13 protein-coding genes, 1 tRNA gene and 2 pseudogenes are annotated in these 18,389 nt (G+C 36.4%); 12 read left to right on the top strand and 4 right to left on the bottom strand.

Translation table 11 applies throughout. The annotated features are described in order from the left end of the window. Window positions 1–90: 90 nt before the first annotated feature. Both BWI44_RS20235 and BWI44_RS20230 read right to left on the bottom strand, forming a co-directional pair. Window positions 91–645 (bottom strand): DUF3575 domain-containing protein, encoded by a 555-nt coding sequence (locus tag BWI44_RS20235; protein WP_115501794.1) that lies wholly within the window; start codon window positions 643–645, stop codon window positions 91–93. Window positions 646–1,059: 414 nt separating this feature from the next. Further along, a complete protein-coding gene (locus tag BWI44_RS20230; RefSeq protein WP_195209194.1) occupies window positions 1,060–1,971 on the bottom strand; it encodes a DUF5677 domain-containing protein in 912 nt (303 codons plus the stop codon). A gap of 202 nt (window positions 1,972–2,173) precedes the next feature. On the opposite strand from BWI44_RS20230, the gene BWI44_RS20225 reads away from it, so the two are divergent. From BWI44_RS20225 to BWI44_RS20185, 9 genes and pseudogenes are all read left to right on the top strand, one after another. After that, window positions 2,174–2,452, top strand: a complete 279-nt coding sequence (locus BWI44_RS20225; RefSeq protein ID WP_286816450.1) for a helix-turn-helix domain-containing protein — start codon at window positions 2,174–2,176, stop codon at window positions 2,450–2,452. After that, window positions 2,445–4,470, top strand: a pseudogene (locus BWI44_RS20220) (toprim domain-containing protein). Before BWI44_RS20225 ends, BWI44_RS20220 begins: the two are co-directional and overlap by 8 nt. Before the next feature lie 8 nt (window positions 4,471–4,478). Beyond that, window positions 4,479–4,862 carry a helix-turn-helix domain-containing protein gene (locus BWI44_RS20215; RefSeq protein WP_070100918.1) on the top strand — a complete coding sequence of 128 codons (384 nt, stop codon included), beginning with the start codon at window positions 4,479–4,481 and terminating at the stop codon, window positions 4,860–4,862. Window positions 4,863–5,116: 254 nt separating this feature from the next. Beyond that, window positions 5,117–6,337, top strand: a complete 1,221-nt coding sequence (locus BWI44_RS20210; protein WP_007663422.1) for an AAA family ATPase — start codon at window positions 5,117–5,119, stop codon at window positions 6,335–6,337. Between the two features lie 3 nt (window positions 6,338–6,340). Beyond that, the gene (locus tag BWI44_RS20205; RefSeq protein WP_005805535.1) at window positions 6,341–6,976 is read left to right on the top strand and encodes an RloB family protein; all 636 of its coding nucleotides are present in this window, start codon (window positions 6,341–6,343) and stop codon (window positions 6,974–6,976) included. 18 nt (window positions 6,977–6,994) lie between these two features. Then, window positions 6,995–8,239 carry an SIR2 family protein gene (locus BWI44_RS20200; RefSeq protein WP_195209195.1) on the top strand — a complete coding sequence of 415 codons (1,245 nt, stop codon included), beginning with the start codon at window positions 6,995–6,997 and terminating at the stop codon, window positions 8,237–8,239. A gap of 194 nt (window positions 8,240–8,433) precedes the next feature. Continuing rightward, window positions 8,434–9,855, top strand: coding sequence for a hypothetical protein (locus BWI44_RS20195; protein ID WP_195209196.1), 1,422 nt, complete (start codon window positions 8,434–8,436; stop codon window positions 9,853–9,855). Window positions 9,856–9,925: 70 nt separating this feature from the next. Continuing rightward, on the top strand, window positions 9,926–11,134 hold the full coding sequence (locus BWI44_RS20190; RefSeq protein ID WP_117692602.1) for an SIR2 family protein: 1,209 nt from the start codon (window positions 9,926–9,928) through the stop codon (window positions 11,132–11,134). A 120-nt stretch (window positions 11,135–11,254) separates the two neighbouring features. Next, window positions 11,255–11,389 (top strand): hypothetical protein, encoded by a 135-nt coding sequence (locus BWI44_RS20185; RefSeq protein ID WP_259341428.1) that lies wholly within the window; start codon window positions 11,255–11,257, stop codon window positions 11,387–11,389. A 242-nt stretch (window positions 11,390–11,631) separates the two neighbouring features. Here the strand turns inward: BWI44_RS20185 and BWI44_RS20180 are convergent. Together BWI44_RS20180 and BWI44_RS20175 are read right to left on the bottom strand one after the other, a co-directional pair. Continuing rightward, window positions 11,632–11,772 (bottom strand): annotated as a pseudogene (locus BWI44_RS20180) (Arm DNA-binding domain-containing protein); the annotation flags it as partial. 273 nt (window positions 11,773–12,045) lie between these two features. Next, a tRNA-Lys gene (locus BWI44_RS20175) sits at window positions 12,046–12,118 on the bottom strand. A 165-nt stretch (window positions 12,119–12,283) separates the two neighbouring features. On the opposite strand from BWI44_RS20175, the gene ettA reads away from it, so the two are divergent. The 3 genes from ettA (at window position 12,284) to BWI44_RS20160 (ending at window position 18,282) form a co-directional block, all read left to right on the top strand. Beyond that, complete coding sequence (gene ettA, locus BWI44_RS20170; RefSeq protein ID WP_117692598.1) at window positions 12,284–13,981, top strand: energy-dependent translational throttle protein EttA; 1,698 nt, start codon at window positions 12,284–12,286, stop codon at window positions 13,979–13,981. A 238-nt stretch (window positions 13,982–14,219) separates the two neighbouring features. Then, window positions 14,220–16,940 (top strand): TonB-dependent receptor, encoded by a 2,721-nt coding sequence (locus BWI44_RS20165; protein ID WP_138292574.1) that lies wholly within the window; start codon window positions 14,220–14,222, stop codon window positions 16,938–16,940. A gap of 19 nt (window positions 16,941–16,959) precedes the next feature. Next, the gene (locus BWI44_RS20160) at window positions 16,960–18,282 is read left to right on the top strand and encodes a hypothetical protein (RefSeq protein WP_138292575.1); all 1,323 of its coding nucleotides are present in this window, start codon (window positions 16,960–16,962) and stop codon (window positions 18,280–18,282) included. Window positions 18,283–18,389 lie beyond the last annotated feature (107 nt).

Genomic DNA, 18,389 nt, shown 5'->3' with positions numbered 1-18,389 from the left:
TACTTATATTTTATGGATTATATATATGGGTAACAATCAAATGTACTGATAAAGATAATCAGGTACGTGCTTATTTAATGATATTTAGAATTATTTTACCAGTCGGTAAACAAAAGATGCACCTAATTTGTAGGGTAACCATTCGGCGCTGGCATTTTTGCCCACATACATTTCTCCGGTAGATTTTATATAACCTTTATATCTGGAATGTTGCCATCCATAGCTTGCGAAAAGGTCTACTGCCCAACGGTCGTTTATTTTAATTTGATAGCCTAAAGTTGCTCCGAAAGACATGCCATTGCCTTTTTGATATTTATCATGATTGATATAATTCCATTTTGTGAATTTAAACAGTCTGTGATAACTGCCATATCCTCCTACATAGAGTCCGTTGAATGCTCCTTTAGGGTAATATCTGCCTTCTACAATTAATTGGCCGAATCTCATAGGGTTGCCCTCGATGCTTTTCCAGGGTGAGTATACGGCATCTCCATTGAATGTCCACTTATCTGTAAGTTTGGTTTCTGCTGACATGTTCACTACACCCATAGCCCAATACAAAGCGTTCCATTTGAGTTTGGTTTGAGCCTGAACGGCAGATAAGGATAAGGCCAAAAGGGCCAGCAATAGTAATTTTCTCTTCATAACGAATGGTTTAGATATAGTTATTTAGTTAAAGTCTTCTTTGTGTTTTGATTTGTAAGGAGCTATCAATCAGATGCTTTAGCCTTCTTTGAATAAAAAAAAGGAACTTTCAAAGTTCCTTTTGTGTGATCCGCTTGGGATTTTCACTTTATGGCTGTATGTGTTTGAAACACAAATGCTTTCTAAACTACTAAAATCGTACCGTAACGATTTAGTAACGATTTCCAAAATGTTGATTTGTCTGCTTATGACACCGTTGTGTCTGCTTAACTTTCCGGGTTCAAAACTACAACTTTCCTTTTAATCTACCAAACTATTTGAGTATTAAATAGATAAAAATATTTTTCCGGTGCAAGGTGCGAGCCTATATATAAGTATAGGCTTGCACCTTGCACCAGACTATGAAAGCAGGGATCATTCATATAAATACTTCTCTCCTTGATATTCGATAAATATTTGCTTAGCAATAATATTTAGAACTCTTTTAATATCATAAAAAGTGGGTAGCAAATTCTCCAGAAGAGTTATCTCTAATTCTTCTTTAATCCATTGGATATAGGCAATTGCAGCATCAATAGGAATCATGACGAAGGGAATTATATATCTGTAATGGGATGAATTATAATCTTTATTTGCGCACATCACACCTTCTTCATCATTTGCTATTAAATGTAATTGACTAATTTCTCCCCAATCAGAATGTATCGGATCAGAAGCCATACCATAGACAGAGGAATATAGTTCTTCATTATCCAATTCTTGTTGTAACTGTTTAAATGATTTTCCGTCAAGTTTCCATTTCTTATTATTTTCCAAATCTTCGATGGTAAAGCCATCTGCCTTTAATAACTCTAAAAACTTTGTATTCCTAACGTGAAAGTATCCGTGATCTTCTATACAGGTTTCTGGGTATGTTTTGTAAAATTCATATCTGTTTTTATAGGATATTAAGCGGTATTGTCTTTGTACTGTTTTTCCATGTTTCATTAAATAGAGGAATTTAATGTATGCTTCATAGATGATTCTTTGATGTATGATACATATTTCAAATTTATTATTTTTATATGCGGTAAGACCATCTTGATAACATTTAAATATTTTTGTAAACAAACCTATAACGGTTGCTCTATCTCGATCAACACAGATATATTCGTTTTCATAAGGATCAATACATTTATCTATAAGTGTTGTAATTGAATCGCATATTGGTATTATAAGTTTATTGTTATCTTCTAATAACGGCATAATATCCTCTATTGTCTCTAAATCTTTGTAAGGCGTCCACATATTTTCTTTAATTAATTTATAGTCATACGGTAATTCCAAAATGCGAAGATATTGAAAAGATGGTTATTAGGTTAAATTTATTAGGTATTTCTTGAAAAGTTATGCCAAGTTGGTAACAAGTTGGCAAATGCTCCGGCACTATTGGATGAACTTTGCAGCAAATTAAAATGATAACTGTAATATGGAAGTAATAACAATGGATAGCAAGGTGTATAAAGACCTTGTCGGGAAAATTCAATGAATTACCGACTTCGTGGCAAAGGCACAGGTTATGCCCAAAGAGGAAAATGAGGTGTGGCTGGATAGTAATCAGGTGGCGGATGCCCTTAATATAAGTACACGCACATTACAACGATTGAGAAACGAAAACCTGATAAGTTACTCTATGCTAAGAGGACGGTGCCTTTATAAACTTTCGGAAATAGAACGGGGACTGAATGAACGCATCATCAAATGCAAACCACAGGATAGGGAGAATTTTCGGAGGAATTATTTCTTGAATGATAACGAGAATGGATAAAGAGGATATTCTTCTGCTAACGGATAAGGGGTTGGCGGTTTTCAAGTATTATATCCCTTTCTCTTTTAAACTCGGACGTAATTTCTTAAATCCGCTGTACAAAGATAGCAAGGCTTCGTGTAATGTGTATTTTGACCGGAGAAACGGAATGTACAAAATGAAGGATTTCGGAAATGATGATTATTCGGGGGACTGTTTTGCGTTGGTCGGCAAGCTAAACGGACTGAATTGTAAAGAACCTAAAGACTTTGTGCAAATACTGGCTATCATTGATCGGGATATGCACTTGGGCTTATCTGACAAGTTCGAAATGAGAATTTCCTCTACTACATCTGTTCCGGTGATTGCGGAAGTTACACATGTACCGAAAAAAGAGCTTTACGGCTGCGGAACTTGCCTTTTGGGGAGAAAGTGGTATCACGCAAGAGGTGCTGAAATTGTTCCGGGTGGTTTCGTTGAAGAAGTTCAGCAGCGAGAATAACGAAGGGAAACCGTTCAGCATTGTGGCGACGGATAAAGAACCGGTATTCGGATATACTGCAAAGCAATATGTGAAGGTGTACCGCCCGCACTCGGAGATGCGCTTTTTATATGCCGGGGATTTTGGGGAAAATTACTGCTTTGGGCTGGAACAGTTGCCTGCTAAGGGGGATTTGCTCTTTATTACGGGTGGTGAGAAGGACGTGATGAGCCTGACGGTTCACGGGTTTCATGCTATCTGCTTCAATTCGGAAACGGTGACTATTCCCGTGGGGATTATTCATAGGCTCTCTTTCCGGTTCAAACATATTGTCCTGCTCTATGATGTGGATAAAGCGGGGCTGGACAGTTCGGCAAAACAAGAACTGGCGTTGAAGAACTATGGGGTGAAACGATTGTTGCTGCCACTGGCGGGAACGAAGGTGGAAAAGGATATTTCGGACTTTTTCCGTTTGGGAAACAGCCGGGAGGATTTGATTAAACTATTTCTGGATTATCTGGATACAATATACAGCGAAACTATGTCTGCTCTGAAATCTTGTGAGGTGGATTTTAATAATCCGCCGCCCGTGGCACAAATGGTTGTGTCGGTGAATGATGTGCCGTTAAGCACGCAAGGGAATATCCTCTGTATTACCGGTGGTGAGGGAACCGGAAAAAGTAATTATGTGACGGCATTGATAGCCGGTGCCATCGGACAATCCGATAAGAATAAGGATAAGGTGATGGATACGTTGGGGGTGTCGGTTTGTGAAAACAGCAAGCGAAAGGCGATTCTGTTTTATGATACGGAACAGTCGGAGGTGCAGACGTACAAGAACATTACAAACCTTTTAAGGCGTTGCGGACGGGAAACGATGCCGGAATACCTGAAAACGTATTGCCTGACGGGAATGAGCCGGAAAGAGCGTTTGCAGGCGATTATCCAAAGCATGGATAAGTTTCATTATCAGTTCCGGGGGATTCACATGGTGGTGATTGACGGGATTGCGGACTTGATAAAGGGTGCGAATGATGAAACGGAAAGTATTGCCGTGGTGGAGGAATTGTACCGGCTGGCGGGGATTTACAATACTTGTATCGTTACTATCCTGCATTTTATTCCTTCGGGGCTGAAGTTGCGCGGGCATCTGGGTAGTGAGTTGCAACGAAAGGCGGCGGCTATCCTCTCGATAGAGAAAGATACTGATCCGTCGGTGTCGGTGGTGAAGGCGCTGAAGGTGCGTGACGGTAGCCCGCTGGATGTGCCTATCATGTAGTTTGCATGGGATAAGGATGCCGGGATGCACGTGTATCTGGGGGAAAAGCCGAAAGAGGAAAAGGAGAAGCGGAAAGAGGATGAACTCGTGGCGGTGGCACGGGATATTTTCGGACGGCAGGACTTTATTACTTATGTGGATTTAGCGGAACAGATTCAAGCGATACTGGACGTGAAGGAACGCACGGCGAAAAGTTATATCAAGTTCATGCGGGAAAAGGAAATCATACGGAAAGACCCGTCGAACCAGAGTTATTATATCATCGGGAACTTAAAATAGGCGGGCTTATGATACCATTGGATAAAGAAACATTCGAGGCGTATATGGAACGGTTGCTCGAACAAGTGGAAAGAGTTGTAGGTGCACTGGACAAGAAGGACAAGAAGCCGCAAAATTACCTGAACGGGGAACGGCTGTACGATAACCAGGACGTTTGCCTGCTGCTGAACATCAGCAAACGGACACTGCAACGGTATAGGGATAATGGGTTGAAGTATCATACGATCCTGCATAAGACGTATTATAGGGAGAAGGACTTGCACGAGTTTATACGGAGGTATTTCGATGGGGAGAATGTAGGGAAAGGCAAAACGAAAGAATGTAAGGAAGATGAACGTACAGAGGATGGTATGTTGTCCGATGGTGAGAACGAAGTAACAGAAGATATTTAGGTTGTTATAATTTCCATTTAAGCAGATTTAGCCGATAACCTGACGTTGTGTGTGTATCCCGTACTGTCGTGATGATAGGATGGGATATTTTTTCAAAGTTTTGGCAGTAACAGGTAAATACTGCCGAAAATTTGAAAATGAAAGTAGGAATACATGTTGTTAGGCATAAAATAATATAATTCATCTGACAGGTGTCCTTTTTTGAAAAATAAAAGCTATATTTGTGATAAAATCTCGAATAAAGCAATTAAAGTATGGTTATTCAATTTACAATAGGAAATTTTCTATCTTTCAAAGAACAATCTATATTGTCATTAGCGGCATCGGCTTTGAAAGAAGTACAGGTTCCGGCTGAAGATATAATCTTTAGTGTAGGGACTGCCGGATTATCGTTAATGAAGAGTGCGGTGGTTTATGGTGCCAATGCATCCGGTAAATCCAATTTCATTAAGGCTTTTGAGTTTTTTAAGTGGTATGTGATAAATTCGTCGAAAGATATTCAGGCAGGGGAACGTGTTAATATAGAAAGTTTCCGGTTAAACTCGCTTACTGCGGGTGAACCAAGTTATTTTGAAGCCATATTCTGTGATGAAGATAATCAATATCGTTATGGATTTGAAGCTGATAATTCTTTGGTACATTCGGAATGGCTCTATCAAAAAGTTAATAAAAAGAGGGCTAAGGAGGTGGAACTATTCTACCGGGAAAAAGATAGCTTCGATATTCATACCAAGTTTGTCGTTGGTAAAGAGCTTGCAGGTAAACGAATGGTGAGAGCGAATGCATTATTGCTTTCTGTTGCGGCACAATTTAATGATCCGACAGCAGTGGAGATAATGAAATGGTTGAACGATACCACTATTATTTCTGGTTCTAATGATGAGAAGATATGGAATACCGCCACTATCCAACTGGATGACATCAAAATGAAACAGAGAATTGTAGAGTTTTCACGCTATGCTGATTTAGGTATTGAGAATATTGAAAAAATTGATAATACTATTGTCAGTACGCATACGCAGTACGATGATGAAGGTAATGAAGTCAAAGCTGTTACTTTCCCATTCAGGAAAAATGAATCGGAAGGTACAATAAAGTATTTTTCTTTAGCATATCCTATTATTGATGCTTTGGATAATGGAAAGCGTCTGATTATAGATGAATTTGATTCTAAGATGCATCCACTTCTTACGTGTAGAATTATTGCCTTGTTTAATTCAAAAGAAACAAATCCGAAAAATGCTCAATTGATTTTCACTACTCACGATACTAATTTGTTGAGTGCTAATATATTCCGACGGGATCAGATTTGGTTCACACAAAAAGACCGTTATGGGGCAACCGAACTTTATTCATTAGCAGAGTATAAAGTTCGTAATGATGCTTCGTTTGAAAAAGATTACTTATCCGGAAAGTACGGAGCTATTCCAATTGTCGGAGATTTAACCCGTTTGTTTAATACGCAAGAAAAATAAACTATGGCGGCTACAAAAAGGAAAAATATAAATCCGCGTATCGAAAGAAAAATAACCCGTATCAGTGGTGTGCGTGAAGTGAAACAAACATTTCTGATTATTTGCGAAGGGGTTAATACTGAGCCGGACTATTTTAATGCTTTCCGCTTGACTTCTGCCAATGTGAAAGCTATCGGTCAAGGCATGGGAACATTAGCATTAGTACAGAAAGCTATCAATATAAAAGAGCAGGAAAGGCAAAAAGGAAGGACATACAATCAGAATTGGGTGGTCTTTGACAAAGATGATTTTCCAGAAAATGACTTTAACTCTGCTATACTATTAGCACGCCAAAATGGTTTTGAGGTGGCTTATAGTAATCAGGCCTTTGAATTTTGGTTCTTACTTCACTTTAATCTGTATCAAGGGGCTTTGCATCGTTCCAGATATGAAAAAATGTTGAGTACTTTGCTCGGATTTGCTTATACAAAGAAGTCGGGTGTAAGCTTTAAAATGTTTAATGCTTTATTCCCTAAACAAGAACAAGCTATTAATCATGCTAAAACTATCATGAAACAATTTGATGGGAATAACCCGGCACAACAAGAGTCTTCCACTACTGTTTATTTGTTGGTAGAAGAGTTAAACAGATTCATATAATTAATATCTTATTTTTATATGGAAAATATACAATTGTCAAATATATTGCATATACAAGAAGCAAGTAAACAGGGTAAGCTCGTTATGTTTGTGGGTGCAGGTGTGTCTGCGAATTCCGGTGTACCTATGTGGAGTGAATTAATTCAAGGACTTAAAAAAGAATTACCAGATTCTTTGAAAAATGAAACGGATGATTTGAAAATCGCACAATTGTATAAAGATTCAAGAGGTTATAAAGAATATATCGAGAAAATAAAAGAGTTGTTATTGCATGGAAAAATTGCTCCTAATCCAATTCATGATGCTATATTAGAATTAGCTCCTTGTCACATAATAACTACTAATTATGATGATCTAATAGAGCAAAATATAGAACAAAAGTTTATGCAATATCACATAATAAGGAAAGATGAAGATTTGCCATATACTCAATATCAAAATATGCTTATTAAGATGCATGGAGATTTTAATGTTGGGAATATTGTTTTAACGGAAAATGATTATTATAATTATAATAATAACTTTCCATTAATCAATGCTTTTGTAAAGTCACTTTTTGCATCAAAATTAATCTTATTTATTGGTTTCTCTTTCAATGATATGAATCTTAAGATATTGTTAAATAGCGTAAGCAATATTCTAAAAGAAAATATGCAACGTATCTACTTGTTGACTAATAAAGATATAGATTCAATACAAAGAAACTATTATGAAAAAAAAGGAATTAATATTGTTGAACTAACTCCCGAATTTGTAAATGAAAAAATAAAAATGCAATCAATTAATATAGATGATATAGGATTGACTTCACAATATGGTATTGCTTTATATAAACAATTGGTTTTAATAAAACAATATAGACAAGAAAACGATTTGATTGATTATTTATATAAACGTATTAAATCATATGAAGATGAAATTAAAGTTTTAGGAAATGGACTAAAATATATTTTTCCAGAAGAAGAAATTTCCTTTTGGAATTATCATTCAAGTGGACTACAAATACACTCACCATATATAAAGAATCTAACAAAAAAATTACAAACATATACAGGAAGAAAAGAATTCATCAATAAATATAATGGTAAAATATTCTATTTAAGGAAGCAAGCTTACTTAAATAGAATATTCAAAATAGACAATCTTAAAATTGTAAATACAACATTTTATAGAAAATTGAAAAAGTTATTCCCTACAACAACAGGTATAGAACTTTTTTATGAGCTCGACTATATTAATTTATCCAATTACTTAAAAAAATAAGGCATCAAGTAAAGAAATATAATATCGAAGATTTGGAATTGCCATATTTGCTATATAAATTAGGTGATTATTATCAAGCTTATCTGATGTACAAAGATTTAGCCAATGAAAATTGGAAGAAACAAAGATATATTTTGTACTTTATTTGTATGCATAATATTCATGCAATAAGATACGGTATAAAAATTCAATTGATGAATAGAAGTGATATTGATCATGAAAAAATTGTAAAAGATATTGAGAGGATTGATTTGCAGGATGTTTTAATAAAACTTCCAATAGATAAATCGATTAAACATGTTCTTGAAGATTTGCTTTCGTATCGTTTTCACAGTATAAATTTAGTTGAAAGTGATATTTTAAAAGAAGATTTATCCGGCCAAAGAGTTTCTGCTGAAAAAGGTGGTTTTTCCTCAAATAGCAAAATATTTCTTTTGGAACATAAATCATATCAGGAATTAGATTTTTGTAATGAGAATTTTATTATTTGCGACAATAATAATTATTCTAAAGACATATATTATAATGTAGCAGCAGGCATACTTATCAGTAATGTGACAAAATCAAATGGGGATAGGTTCTTTGGCCAAACCAAAATAGACGAATTAAGTAAAGAACATCTACTTATACTTATTTTTCATATTCAAAACGAAAATCTATTGAAAATTTACAAACGCTATAATATAGAAAACATAATATTGAGTGAAAATGGCTGTTCTTTTATAAATTCAATTATAAGGAATGCAAACGAGAGTATCAATAATAATAATAGTATGAACTATTTAATTATTAATAGAGATTCTGTTTGCAATATTATACAAAATATCATCAGCATAATTAATAAATCAAATTGTGAAAATATTAATTATTCTGATTTATATCCGATCATAAATCACATTTGGGATAATACTTATTTTATGAGATTTGGAAAAGATATAACAAATTTGATATATAAACATAAGCCCAAAATCAATGATGCTATATTTTTGATAAATAACATTATGAGTGTTCATAATGATGATAATTCGAATAATGCTACATTTCTTTTATGTAGCTATCTAAATGCGCAAAACGTAACTATAGACAATATAAAATCATTAAATGATATTAAGATTAATGATGATTATTTCTATTTGGCGTCATTGTATCCGGCATTATCAGAAAATCTTAAGAAAGAAGCTATATTATGGTTTAGAGAAAATCTAAATGCCCTGTATTATGCAGCTCTTATACATTCAAATTACAGAATACCGATTTTAGATGTAGCAACATTGTCTATGCTAATTGAGGAACCATTTAACAATGTTTCTAAATACAAACAAATAGAAGAAACTGTTTGTGCTGTATTAGTTCTTATTAGAAAAGATACTAAACAGCAAGAATTACATCCAATATTAGATCAATTTGGTACAGTAAATGAATGTTTTAATTTTTTGATAAATCCATTGCATTTTAAAAATAAACAAATGATAAAACCAACATGGTTGTGTCGTTGTGAAGATGATATATTAAAGGAACTTTTAAAGGATGAAGTATTGAGAAACAAAATGAAAACATATATAAAAGAAGACTATTGGGGGAAATTAGAATATGAACGAATATGGAAAATTTTGTAAAACGGATTATTGTTATGTAGTATAATTAGAGATTTTACACTTTATATGTAAATTATAATCAGAAAATAATATGAAACTATATAATAAGCATAGGCCTAAGAAGTATATGAATAACAAACAGATAGTCATTTTATTAGGAGCAGGCTTTGTGTTCCCATGGGTAAAATTAAGTTCATCAAGTATTAAAGAAGCATTTATTAAAGATGATACTTTTTCAATAAATGGGCAAACTATTGGAGAATTTATCTTTAATAAATTAGATAGTTTTTATGATTATGGAGAAGCTAATTTTGAAACATTCATAGCTGCAATAGAATCTATGATGAACTATATTATATCTTCTACAAACATAGGTAAATCTGTTAAAAACACATCTTTCACCCCTGTGATTTATGATTTGAAAGAAACTTTTTCTGAAATTTTTAAAGATAAAAATGAAGATGAACAAAGAATTTATATTCATAGTATTTATCAACACTTTATAAATCTCGTTTTAAATAAAATCAAAGAATATAATAAATATGTTTTAGACAAAAAGAATGAAAGAATAAACAAAAGTTTAATTGAATTCATAAGCTATCTAATGAACAAAAGATATTCTATTAAAATATATACTACAAACTACGATCGTTTAATTCCTCAAATTCTATCTCCACATTTTAAAGTATATGAAGCTTTAAAAGACAAAGCAAATGGGAATAAAGTATTTATTTATGATTTACAAAGATTTAGAAAAGTACATTTAAGCCATTTTAATTTGCATGGTTCTATATTTTTGGACACAGAGATTGATCCTGTTAAAATGAAATATAGTGTAATTTATAATCCCCAAGCTCCTAAATATATAAAAGCATTAAATCCTGATGGAGGTAATCCAAATGAGCCTTTATTGTTTTCTCCAATCATTACAGGTTATACAAAAACCCAAAGAGGCTTTAGTACCCCTTTTAACTTAGGTTTTAATGCATTTACTAATGATTGCAATGATTGTAGAGCTATAATTACTATGGGATATTCATTCTCCGACCCACATATAAATTCTATTTTATCGAATTTTACATGCTGGGGGAAATCCAAACTTGTAAATGTTACATTTACAGATGAAGAATTTCAAAAAACACCCGAAGGAATAGCTTTTGATTATGAGATTTATAATCTTTATAAAGAATACGAAGATAAAACATGGTTTCATAGCCAGAAAAGGAAAATACATGTTTATAAGAAAGGGGTTGAAGATTTTTTATTAGACAGAGTAAATTGGAAATATATTTTGGAGTAAGATGTAAAGCCGCTACGCTATTATTAACAGGTTGTAGCGGCTTTTTTTAGTTAAAGTTTAAAGCCTTTGGGCTTGTTAGTGTGGGCGGTGTCCGGGTCGTCCTTGTTGCCGGGCTTGGGAATGCCACCGATGACGAGTTTGCTGCCTAACGAGTTCATGGCATCTTTGATGCTGAAGCTGACGGGAGGCTGGTTCAGGTGCGGGGGCTTCTTTTCCGGAGGGGCGGAAAGGAAGTCGGGCGGCTGGTGGACGTAGGGCTTGCCGTCGGATGCGGGGGACGTTGTTGGTGATGCCGAAGGTGTGCCCGGTGACGGGGTGATGCCGTGACCTTTGTTCTCGGTTTGGCTCTCGTCCTTGCTGTTGCTGTCTTCATTCTGTTTGACGGGCTTGAGGGAGAGCTGGATCTTGCGGTCGAGGGCAGCAAGGTCGGATTTTCCAATTTTGGCACTGGTGCTTTTCCCACTCTTATTAACTGCACGACCTGATGTTATATCTCAATCTTCAGGAAGAATTGTTTTCTTCGTGCTGAATTGCTTGGTTTCTCCATCGACTGTGATACGTGCCATAATGGTCACTGTTCCGTCTTTCTTCGGTTCGTTCTTCTTTAAATAGAAGAGGATTCTAAATGTACTTTTCATACCGTAACGTTTTTAATTTGCAAAATTAGTTTTCTATGTTCGGAATGAAGCGGACTAACGAGTGACAATATGCGACATATCAATGACTTAGCGTTAAAATCGTTACGATTTTCTCCGTAACAAAATACCGTAACGATTTGGTAACGATTATTAGTCTGAAATTGGCTTTTGAAGTTCTTTTTACTGTCCGTATGGGGTAAGAAAAAAGCTCCCTAAACCGTTAGTTTAGAGAGCTTTGTCATACTTTGGCGGAGTATTGTCTTTTCTCCTAAGTGATCCGCTTGGGGCTCGAACCCAAGACCCCAACATTAAAAGTGTTGTGCTCTACCTGCTGAGCTAGCGAATCAGACCTTTATCGCTGTTAAGCGGGCGCAAAGATAGAGACATTTTTTGAAAAAGCAAAAGGATTTCTCTTTTTTTCTTATCTTTGCCAAAGTTTTGTGGCAGATTGCAAAGAGCGCTGCATAGTATTAAAGTAAATACATTATTAATATAATACACTTAAAACTTTATGGCAACAGTTGACGATAAAAAGATTATCTTTTCTATGGTAGGGCTGAACAAGACCATTCAGCAGAACAATAAACAGGTGTTGAAGAACATCTATCTTTCGTTCTTCTATGGCGCAAAGATCGGTATCATTGGTTTGAATGGTTCCGGTAAATCTACCTTGCTGAAGATTATCGCCGGGTTGGACAAGTCTTATCAGGGCGAAGTGGTATTTTCACCGGGTTACTCAGTAGGCTATCTGGCTCAGGAGCCTTATCTGGATCCTACAAAAACTGTAAAAGAGATTGTAATGGAAGGTGTGCAGCCCATTGTAGATGCATTGACTGAGTATGAAGAGATCAATCAGAAGTTTGGTTTGCCTGAATACTACGAGGATGCTGATAAGATGGACAAGCTATTTGCACGTCAGGGAGAGTTGCAGGATATTATCGATGCAACTGATGCCTGGAATCTGGATAGTAAATTAGAGCGTGCTATGGATGCCCTTCGTTGCCCGCCCGAAGATGCAAGCGTGGAACATCTTTCTGGAGGTGAACGCCGTCGTGTGGCACTCTGTCGCTTGTTGTTGCAGAAGCCTGACGTACTGTTGCTGGATGAGCCTACCAACCACCTTGATGCTGAATCTATCGATTGGTTGGAGCAACATTTACAACAATACGAAGGTACAGTAATTGCTGTTACTCACGACCGTTATTTCCTTGATCATGTAGCAGGCTGGATTCTTGAATTAGACCGTGGTGAAGGTATTCCTTGGAAGGGTAACTACTCCAGCTGGCTGGAGCAGAAGACTAAGCGTATGGAAATGGAGGAAAAGACAGCCAGTAAGCGCCGTAAAACATTGGAACGTGAATTGGAGTGGGTGCGTATGGCTCCTAAAGCACGTCAGGCGAAAGGTAAAGCACGTTTGAACTCTTACGATAAATTGATGAACGAAGACATCAAGGAGAAGGAAGAGAAACTGGAAATCTTCATTCCCAATGGTCCGCGTCTTGGTAATAAAGTTATCGAAGCAAAACATGTGGCAAAGGCCTATGGTGATAAGTTACTGTTTGATGATCTCAATTTTATGCTTCCTCCCAATGGTATCGTTGGTGTTATCGGTCCTAACGGTGCCGGTAAAACTACGCTGTTCCGTCTGATTATGGGATTGGAAACTGTAGATAAAGGTGAGTTTGAAGTAGGAGAGACCGTAAAGGTGGCTTATGTAGACCAGCAACACAGTGACATCGATCCGAATAAAAGTGTTTATCAGGTAATCTCCGGTGGTACGGAACTGATTCGTATGGGTGGACGCGATATTAATGCGCGTGCTTACCTGTCACGCTTTAATTTCTCTGGTGGTGATCAGGAGAAACTTTGTGGCGTACTTTCCGGTGGTGAACGCAATCGCCTGCATCTTGCTATGGCATTGAAAGAAGAGGGTAACGTACTGTTATTGGACGAACCTACCAATGATATTGACGTGAATACACTTCGCGCTCTTGAAGAAGGTCTTGAAGATTTTGCCGGATGTGCCGTAATCATCAGTCACGATCGTTGGTTCCTCGATCGTATTTGTACTCACATTCTTGCGTTCGAAGGAGACTCCAATGTCTTCTATTTCGAAGGTTCTTATTCAGAATATGAGGAAAATAAACAGAAACGTTTAGGAAAAGAAGAACCTACCCGTGTTCGTTATAGAAAGCTAATGAATGATTAATAATTGCTAGGAATCTGATAGCATAAATTATATTTTAGTGACAAATAGAAAGCCCTGCAAAAATCTTGTAGGGCTTTTTTGTTATAAAAAGTTTCAATAACTCCTATATACCCTAAAATTTTGTAGCAGAAATGTAATACAAATCTAAATCTTATTAATTATATTTGCGTCTTAAAACAGTATTTAATACTTAATTAACAATTCTAATTAACACATTTAATTAACAAAAAACAGAAGTATGAAAAAACATCTAATTCATTTCCTGTTGATGGCAGTGCTGTCCGTATTTAGTGCTGCGGCATTTGCTCAGACAGCAGTGAGGGGGCAGCTTGTCGACTCCGAAACAGGCGAACCGTTGGTGGGTGCTGCCGTTATGGTAGAAGGCACTTCACAAGGTACGGTGACCGATATTGATGGTTATTTTAAGCAAAGTGTTGCTCAAGGTGGAACACTGCTGTTCAAGTATGTAGGTTTTAAAGACCTTAAGAAGAAAATAACACAGAAGGGAGCTTCTGTTGATTTGGGTACTATCAAGATGGAACCGGATGCAGTGATGCTGGCGGACGTTACGATTACTTCGTCGGTGGCTGTGGCTCGTAAGACTCCGATTGCCGTGTCTACAGTAGATCCGATTTTTATCGAAGAAAAGCTGGGTACACAGGAGTTTCCCGAAATCTTAAAATCTACGCCGGGTGTATATAGTACGAAAGACGGTGGTGGTTATGGTGACTCTAAAACTGTAATTCGCGGTTTCAAGCAAGAAAATGTAGCTGTTATGATTAATGGCGTACCAATGAATGGTATGGAGAATAATAAGGTATATTGGTCCAATTGGGCAGGTTTGTCCGATGTTACCCGCTCAATGCAAGTACAGCGCGGTTTGGGTGCTTCTAAAGTTGCTTCTCCTGCAGTGGGTGGTTCAATCAATGTTATAACTAAAAGCACAGAGGCTACGAAAGGTGGTTTTGTTTCCTACGGTATGGGTAATGACGGTTACAACAAAATTTTGTTTAGTGTTTCCTCTGGCTTGTCAAAAGATGGATGGGCATTTACTTTGCTTGGTGGTAAAACATGGGGTGATGGTTATGTTCAGGGTACTGAGTTTGAAGGGTATAACTACTTTATCAGTGTAGCAAAACGCTTCAATGATAACCATCAATTAACATTTAGTGCTTTTGCAGCTCCTCAAAAACATTATCAACGTAGCAATCAAGATGGGTTGACCATTAAAGAGTGGCAAAGAGTTAAAAATTACATGGGTAGTGATAGTCCTTATAAATATAATCCTACTTATGGTTTCGGTAAAAATGGTGAGCGTAAAATGACTCAGTATAACGAATACCATAAACCTCAAATCTCATTGAACCACTTGTGGCAGATTGATCAGAAATCAAGTTTGAGTACGGCTTTATATGTGTCTATTGGGCGTGGCAACGGATATAGCGGACAGACTGATAATGATCATAAAAATATGTGGTATGGTGCAAGTAATGGTATAGTGAATACGACTTTCCGTAATGCAGATGGAACATTTGCCTATGATCAGATTCAGGAAATGAATGAACAAAGTACTACAGGTTCTAAGATGGTAATGAGTAAGAACTTGAATAATCATATGTGGTATGGTTTACTTTCTACTTATACAACAAAGTTTGGAGAGTATTTAGATTTTTATGGGGGTGTTGATTTCCGTTATTATAAAGGATTGCACCAAAACAAGATCGTTGATCTTTATAATGGAGCATATTATGTAGATTATAATCGTGGTAATGTAAAAGCTGAGAATTATGCGGGAGCTGGTACCGCAGAGTTTAAAAATAAGAAATTGCAGGTTGGTGATGTTGTTTATCGTGACTATGACGGTTTTGTTATGTCAGAAGGTGTATTTGGACAATTGGAATACAATCGTGATAAGCTGAGTGCATTCGTTTCAGGTTCTGTTTCCAATACAGGTTACTGGCGTTACGATCGTTTCTATTATGACAAACAACATGCAAAGTCTGATACAAACAACTATCTAGGCTGGAACCTTAAGGGTGGGGTAAACTATAATCTGACGGAGAATCATAATGTATTCTTCAACTTGGGTTATATTAGTCGTGCTCCAATGTTTGATGCAGCTTTCATTAATTCTCAGAATAGCCATGCTTTGAATCCTGATGCCAAGAACGAAAAAATTTTCTCTTTTGAATTAGGCTATGGGTATCGTAGTCGTTTCTTCACAGCTAATGTGAATGCTTACTATACGAAGTGGATGGATAAAACAATGACAAGATCTCAAGACTTTAAGTATACTGGTGACAGTGGGCAAACTGTTAATGACCGTTGGACAGTGAATATGCAAGGTGTTGATGCACGCCATATGGGTGTGGAGCTTGATTTTGTTGTTAAACCATTCCAATGGATGGATGTTACTGGTATGTTCTCTATTGGTGACTGGCGTTGGGATTGCGATGCGAATGGTTATTTCTACAACACAGCAGGTGAACCGTTGAAAGATCTTGATGGTGGAATAGCATCTGGTATAGGAGCTTCAGATCATGCAAAAGCTAACTTCAAAATGGACAACATTCATGTGGGTGGTGCAGCACAAACAACGGCGGCTTTAGGACTCAATGTACGTCCGATGAAAGGAGTACGTGTAGGGCTTGACTGGAATTTCTTTGGTCGCAACTATGCTGACTATGCTATCAGTGCTAGTGGATTAGCGCCCAATGCAAAGATAGCAATTAATGAACCATGGAGAATACCTTCCTATAGTACATTTGATTTGAATGCTGGATACACCTTTGATTTTGGTAAAGTGCGTGCAACCTTGAGCGGTAATGTGAATAATCTGTTTAATCAGGAGTATATTGCTGATGCTTATGATGGATCAGATAGTAACTGGGAAACTGCATATCGCGTGCTCTATGGCTTTGGCCGTACTTATAACGTAAGATTGAAGTTCACATTCTAAACCTTTAAGAAGTACGATTATGAATAAAAAAATGATATTTAGTTTGTTTGCAATACTACTTCTTTTAGTAGGTTGCGATTATAATGACAAGTATTTTGATGGATACGATGATACCCTTGTAACTGATGTTATTCAGTATGAGGGTGATTTCACAGGGAAGTATCCTGCAGAAGGATATTTCACAGATAGAGGAGCCCTACAGAATGAACTAAACAGTATGCTAAAGAAGATTTATCCTTATTGTGATAAAGGTTCCATGGCAAAGGTTAATGTGCTTTTTGGTGACATTACTGTGGATTATGAACCAGTAACAGCGGATGTTTCTTATGAATTGACGACTGAGGATTATGATGCGATGGGTACAGATGCGGGGCAACCAGGAAAATATAATAATTTTGATTCTAGTATGGATGTTGATGCTTATTTGAAGATATTTTGTTCTGAAAAATATGCAAGCCTTGCTGAAGGAAAGATTATTAGTATTACTTATAAATATTATGCAAGTGGGACTACTTCTAGCTTAGTAAAGACTTATAAGAAGGGAGTAAATGACTGGGAAGAATTCAGTAGCTTTACACCGGACAAAAAATATGAGTTGACCAATGAAGATTATGATGCTATGGGCACTGAAAGTGGGACACCGGGCAAGTATAATAATTTTGATTCAAATATGGATGTAGATTTTTATTTAACTACTTTCTTGAAACAAAAATTAGCTTATGCCAAGTCAGGGACTACTTGTGAAGTGACATATAAGTATTATGCAAATAAGATAACCACTGATGAAAAAGCCCTATATAAGTATGATGGTAATGCATGGGCTGCATACGATCCGTTTGCTGAGAATTTGGCTGTGTCTACGAAGATTGCAGAACTCTCTTTCGATGGTAGTACGTGGACACTGCTTCGTTTACTGGGTGGAAATTATGTGATTACTTTTGCCGCTGAAGATTACCAGACGTTGGTGAATTGGGTCGCTGAGAATAAACCGGCTTTCATGAGTAGTCAGAATCCTACTACGGAAGAATATTACTTTGGTTCTTCTGGTAAGTATGGTAATATCAATAACAAATATGGTACTTGGAAGGCTTATTATAATATTGATGGATATTTGGATGGTAAGACTGACGAAGAAACACAAGAAATTATGGATGAGCGTCTTGCATTTGGTATTTCTGAAATTCTTTTGCCATCATGGATTACTGAACCGGATCCGGGTTTAAGCTATATAGTAGTCTATAAGATATATTCTGGCCGTGGTGATGGCAATTATGCTATGTCATTCATGTATAATGAAGAGACTGGAAAATATGAAAAAACAGCAGGTCCAGTAGCTCGATAATTTGGATGATGTGCTAACAGATTTAATAAAATATGGAGATGTGTCAACACTAAGGCACATCTCCTTTTTTTATATTTAAATGTTTTTTTTCTCTATGCGACTCTTTT

Origin of the sequence: Bacteroides sp. Phil13, assembly GCF_001940965.1 — a bacterium.
Lineage (GTDB): Bacteria > Bacteroidota > Bacteroidia > Bacteroidales > Bacteroidaceae > Bacteroides > Bacteroides intestinalis.
This window is presented reverse-complemented; position numbering and strand designations above follow the sequence as displayed.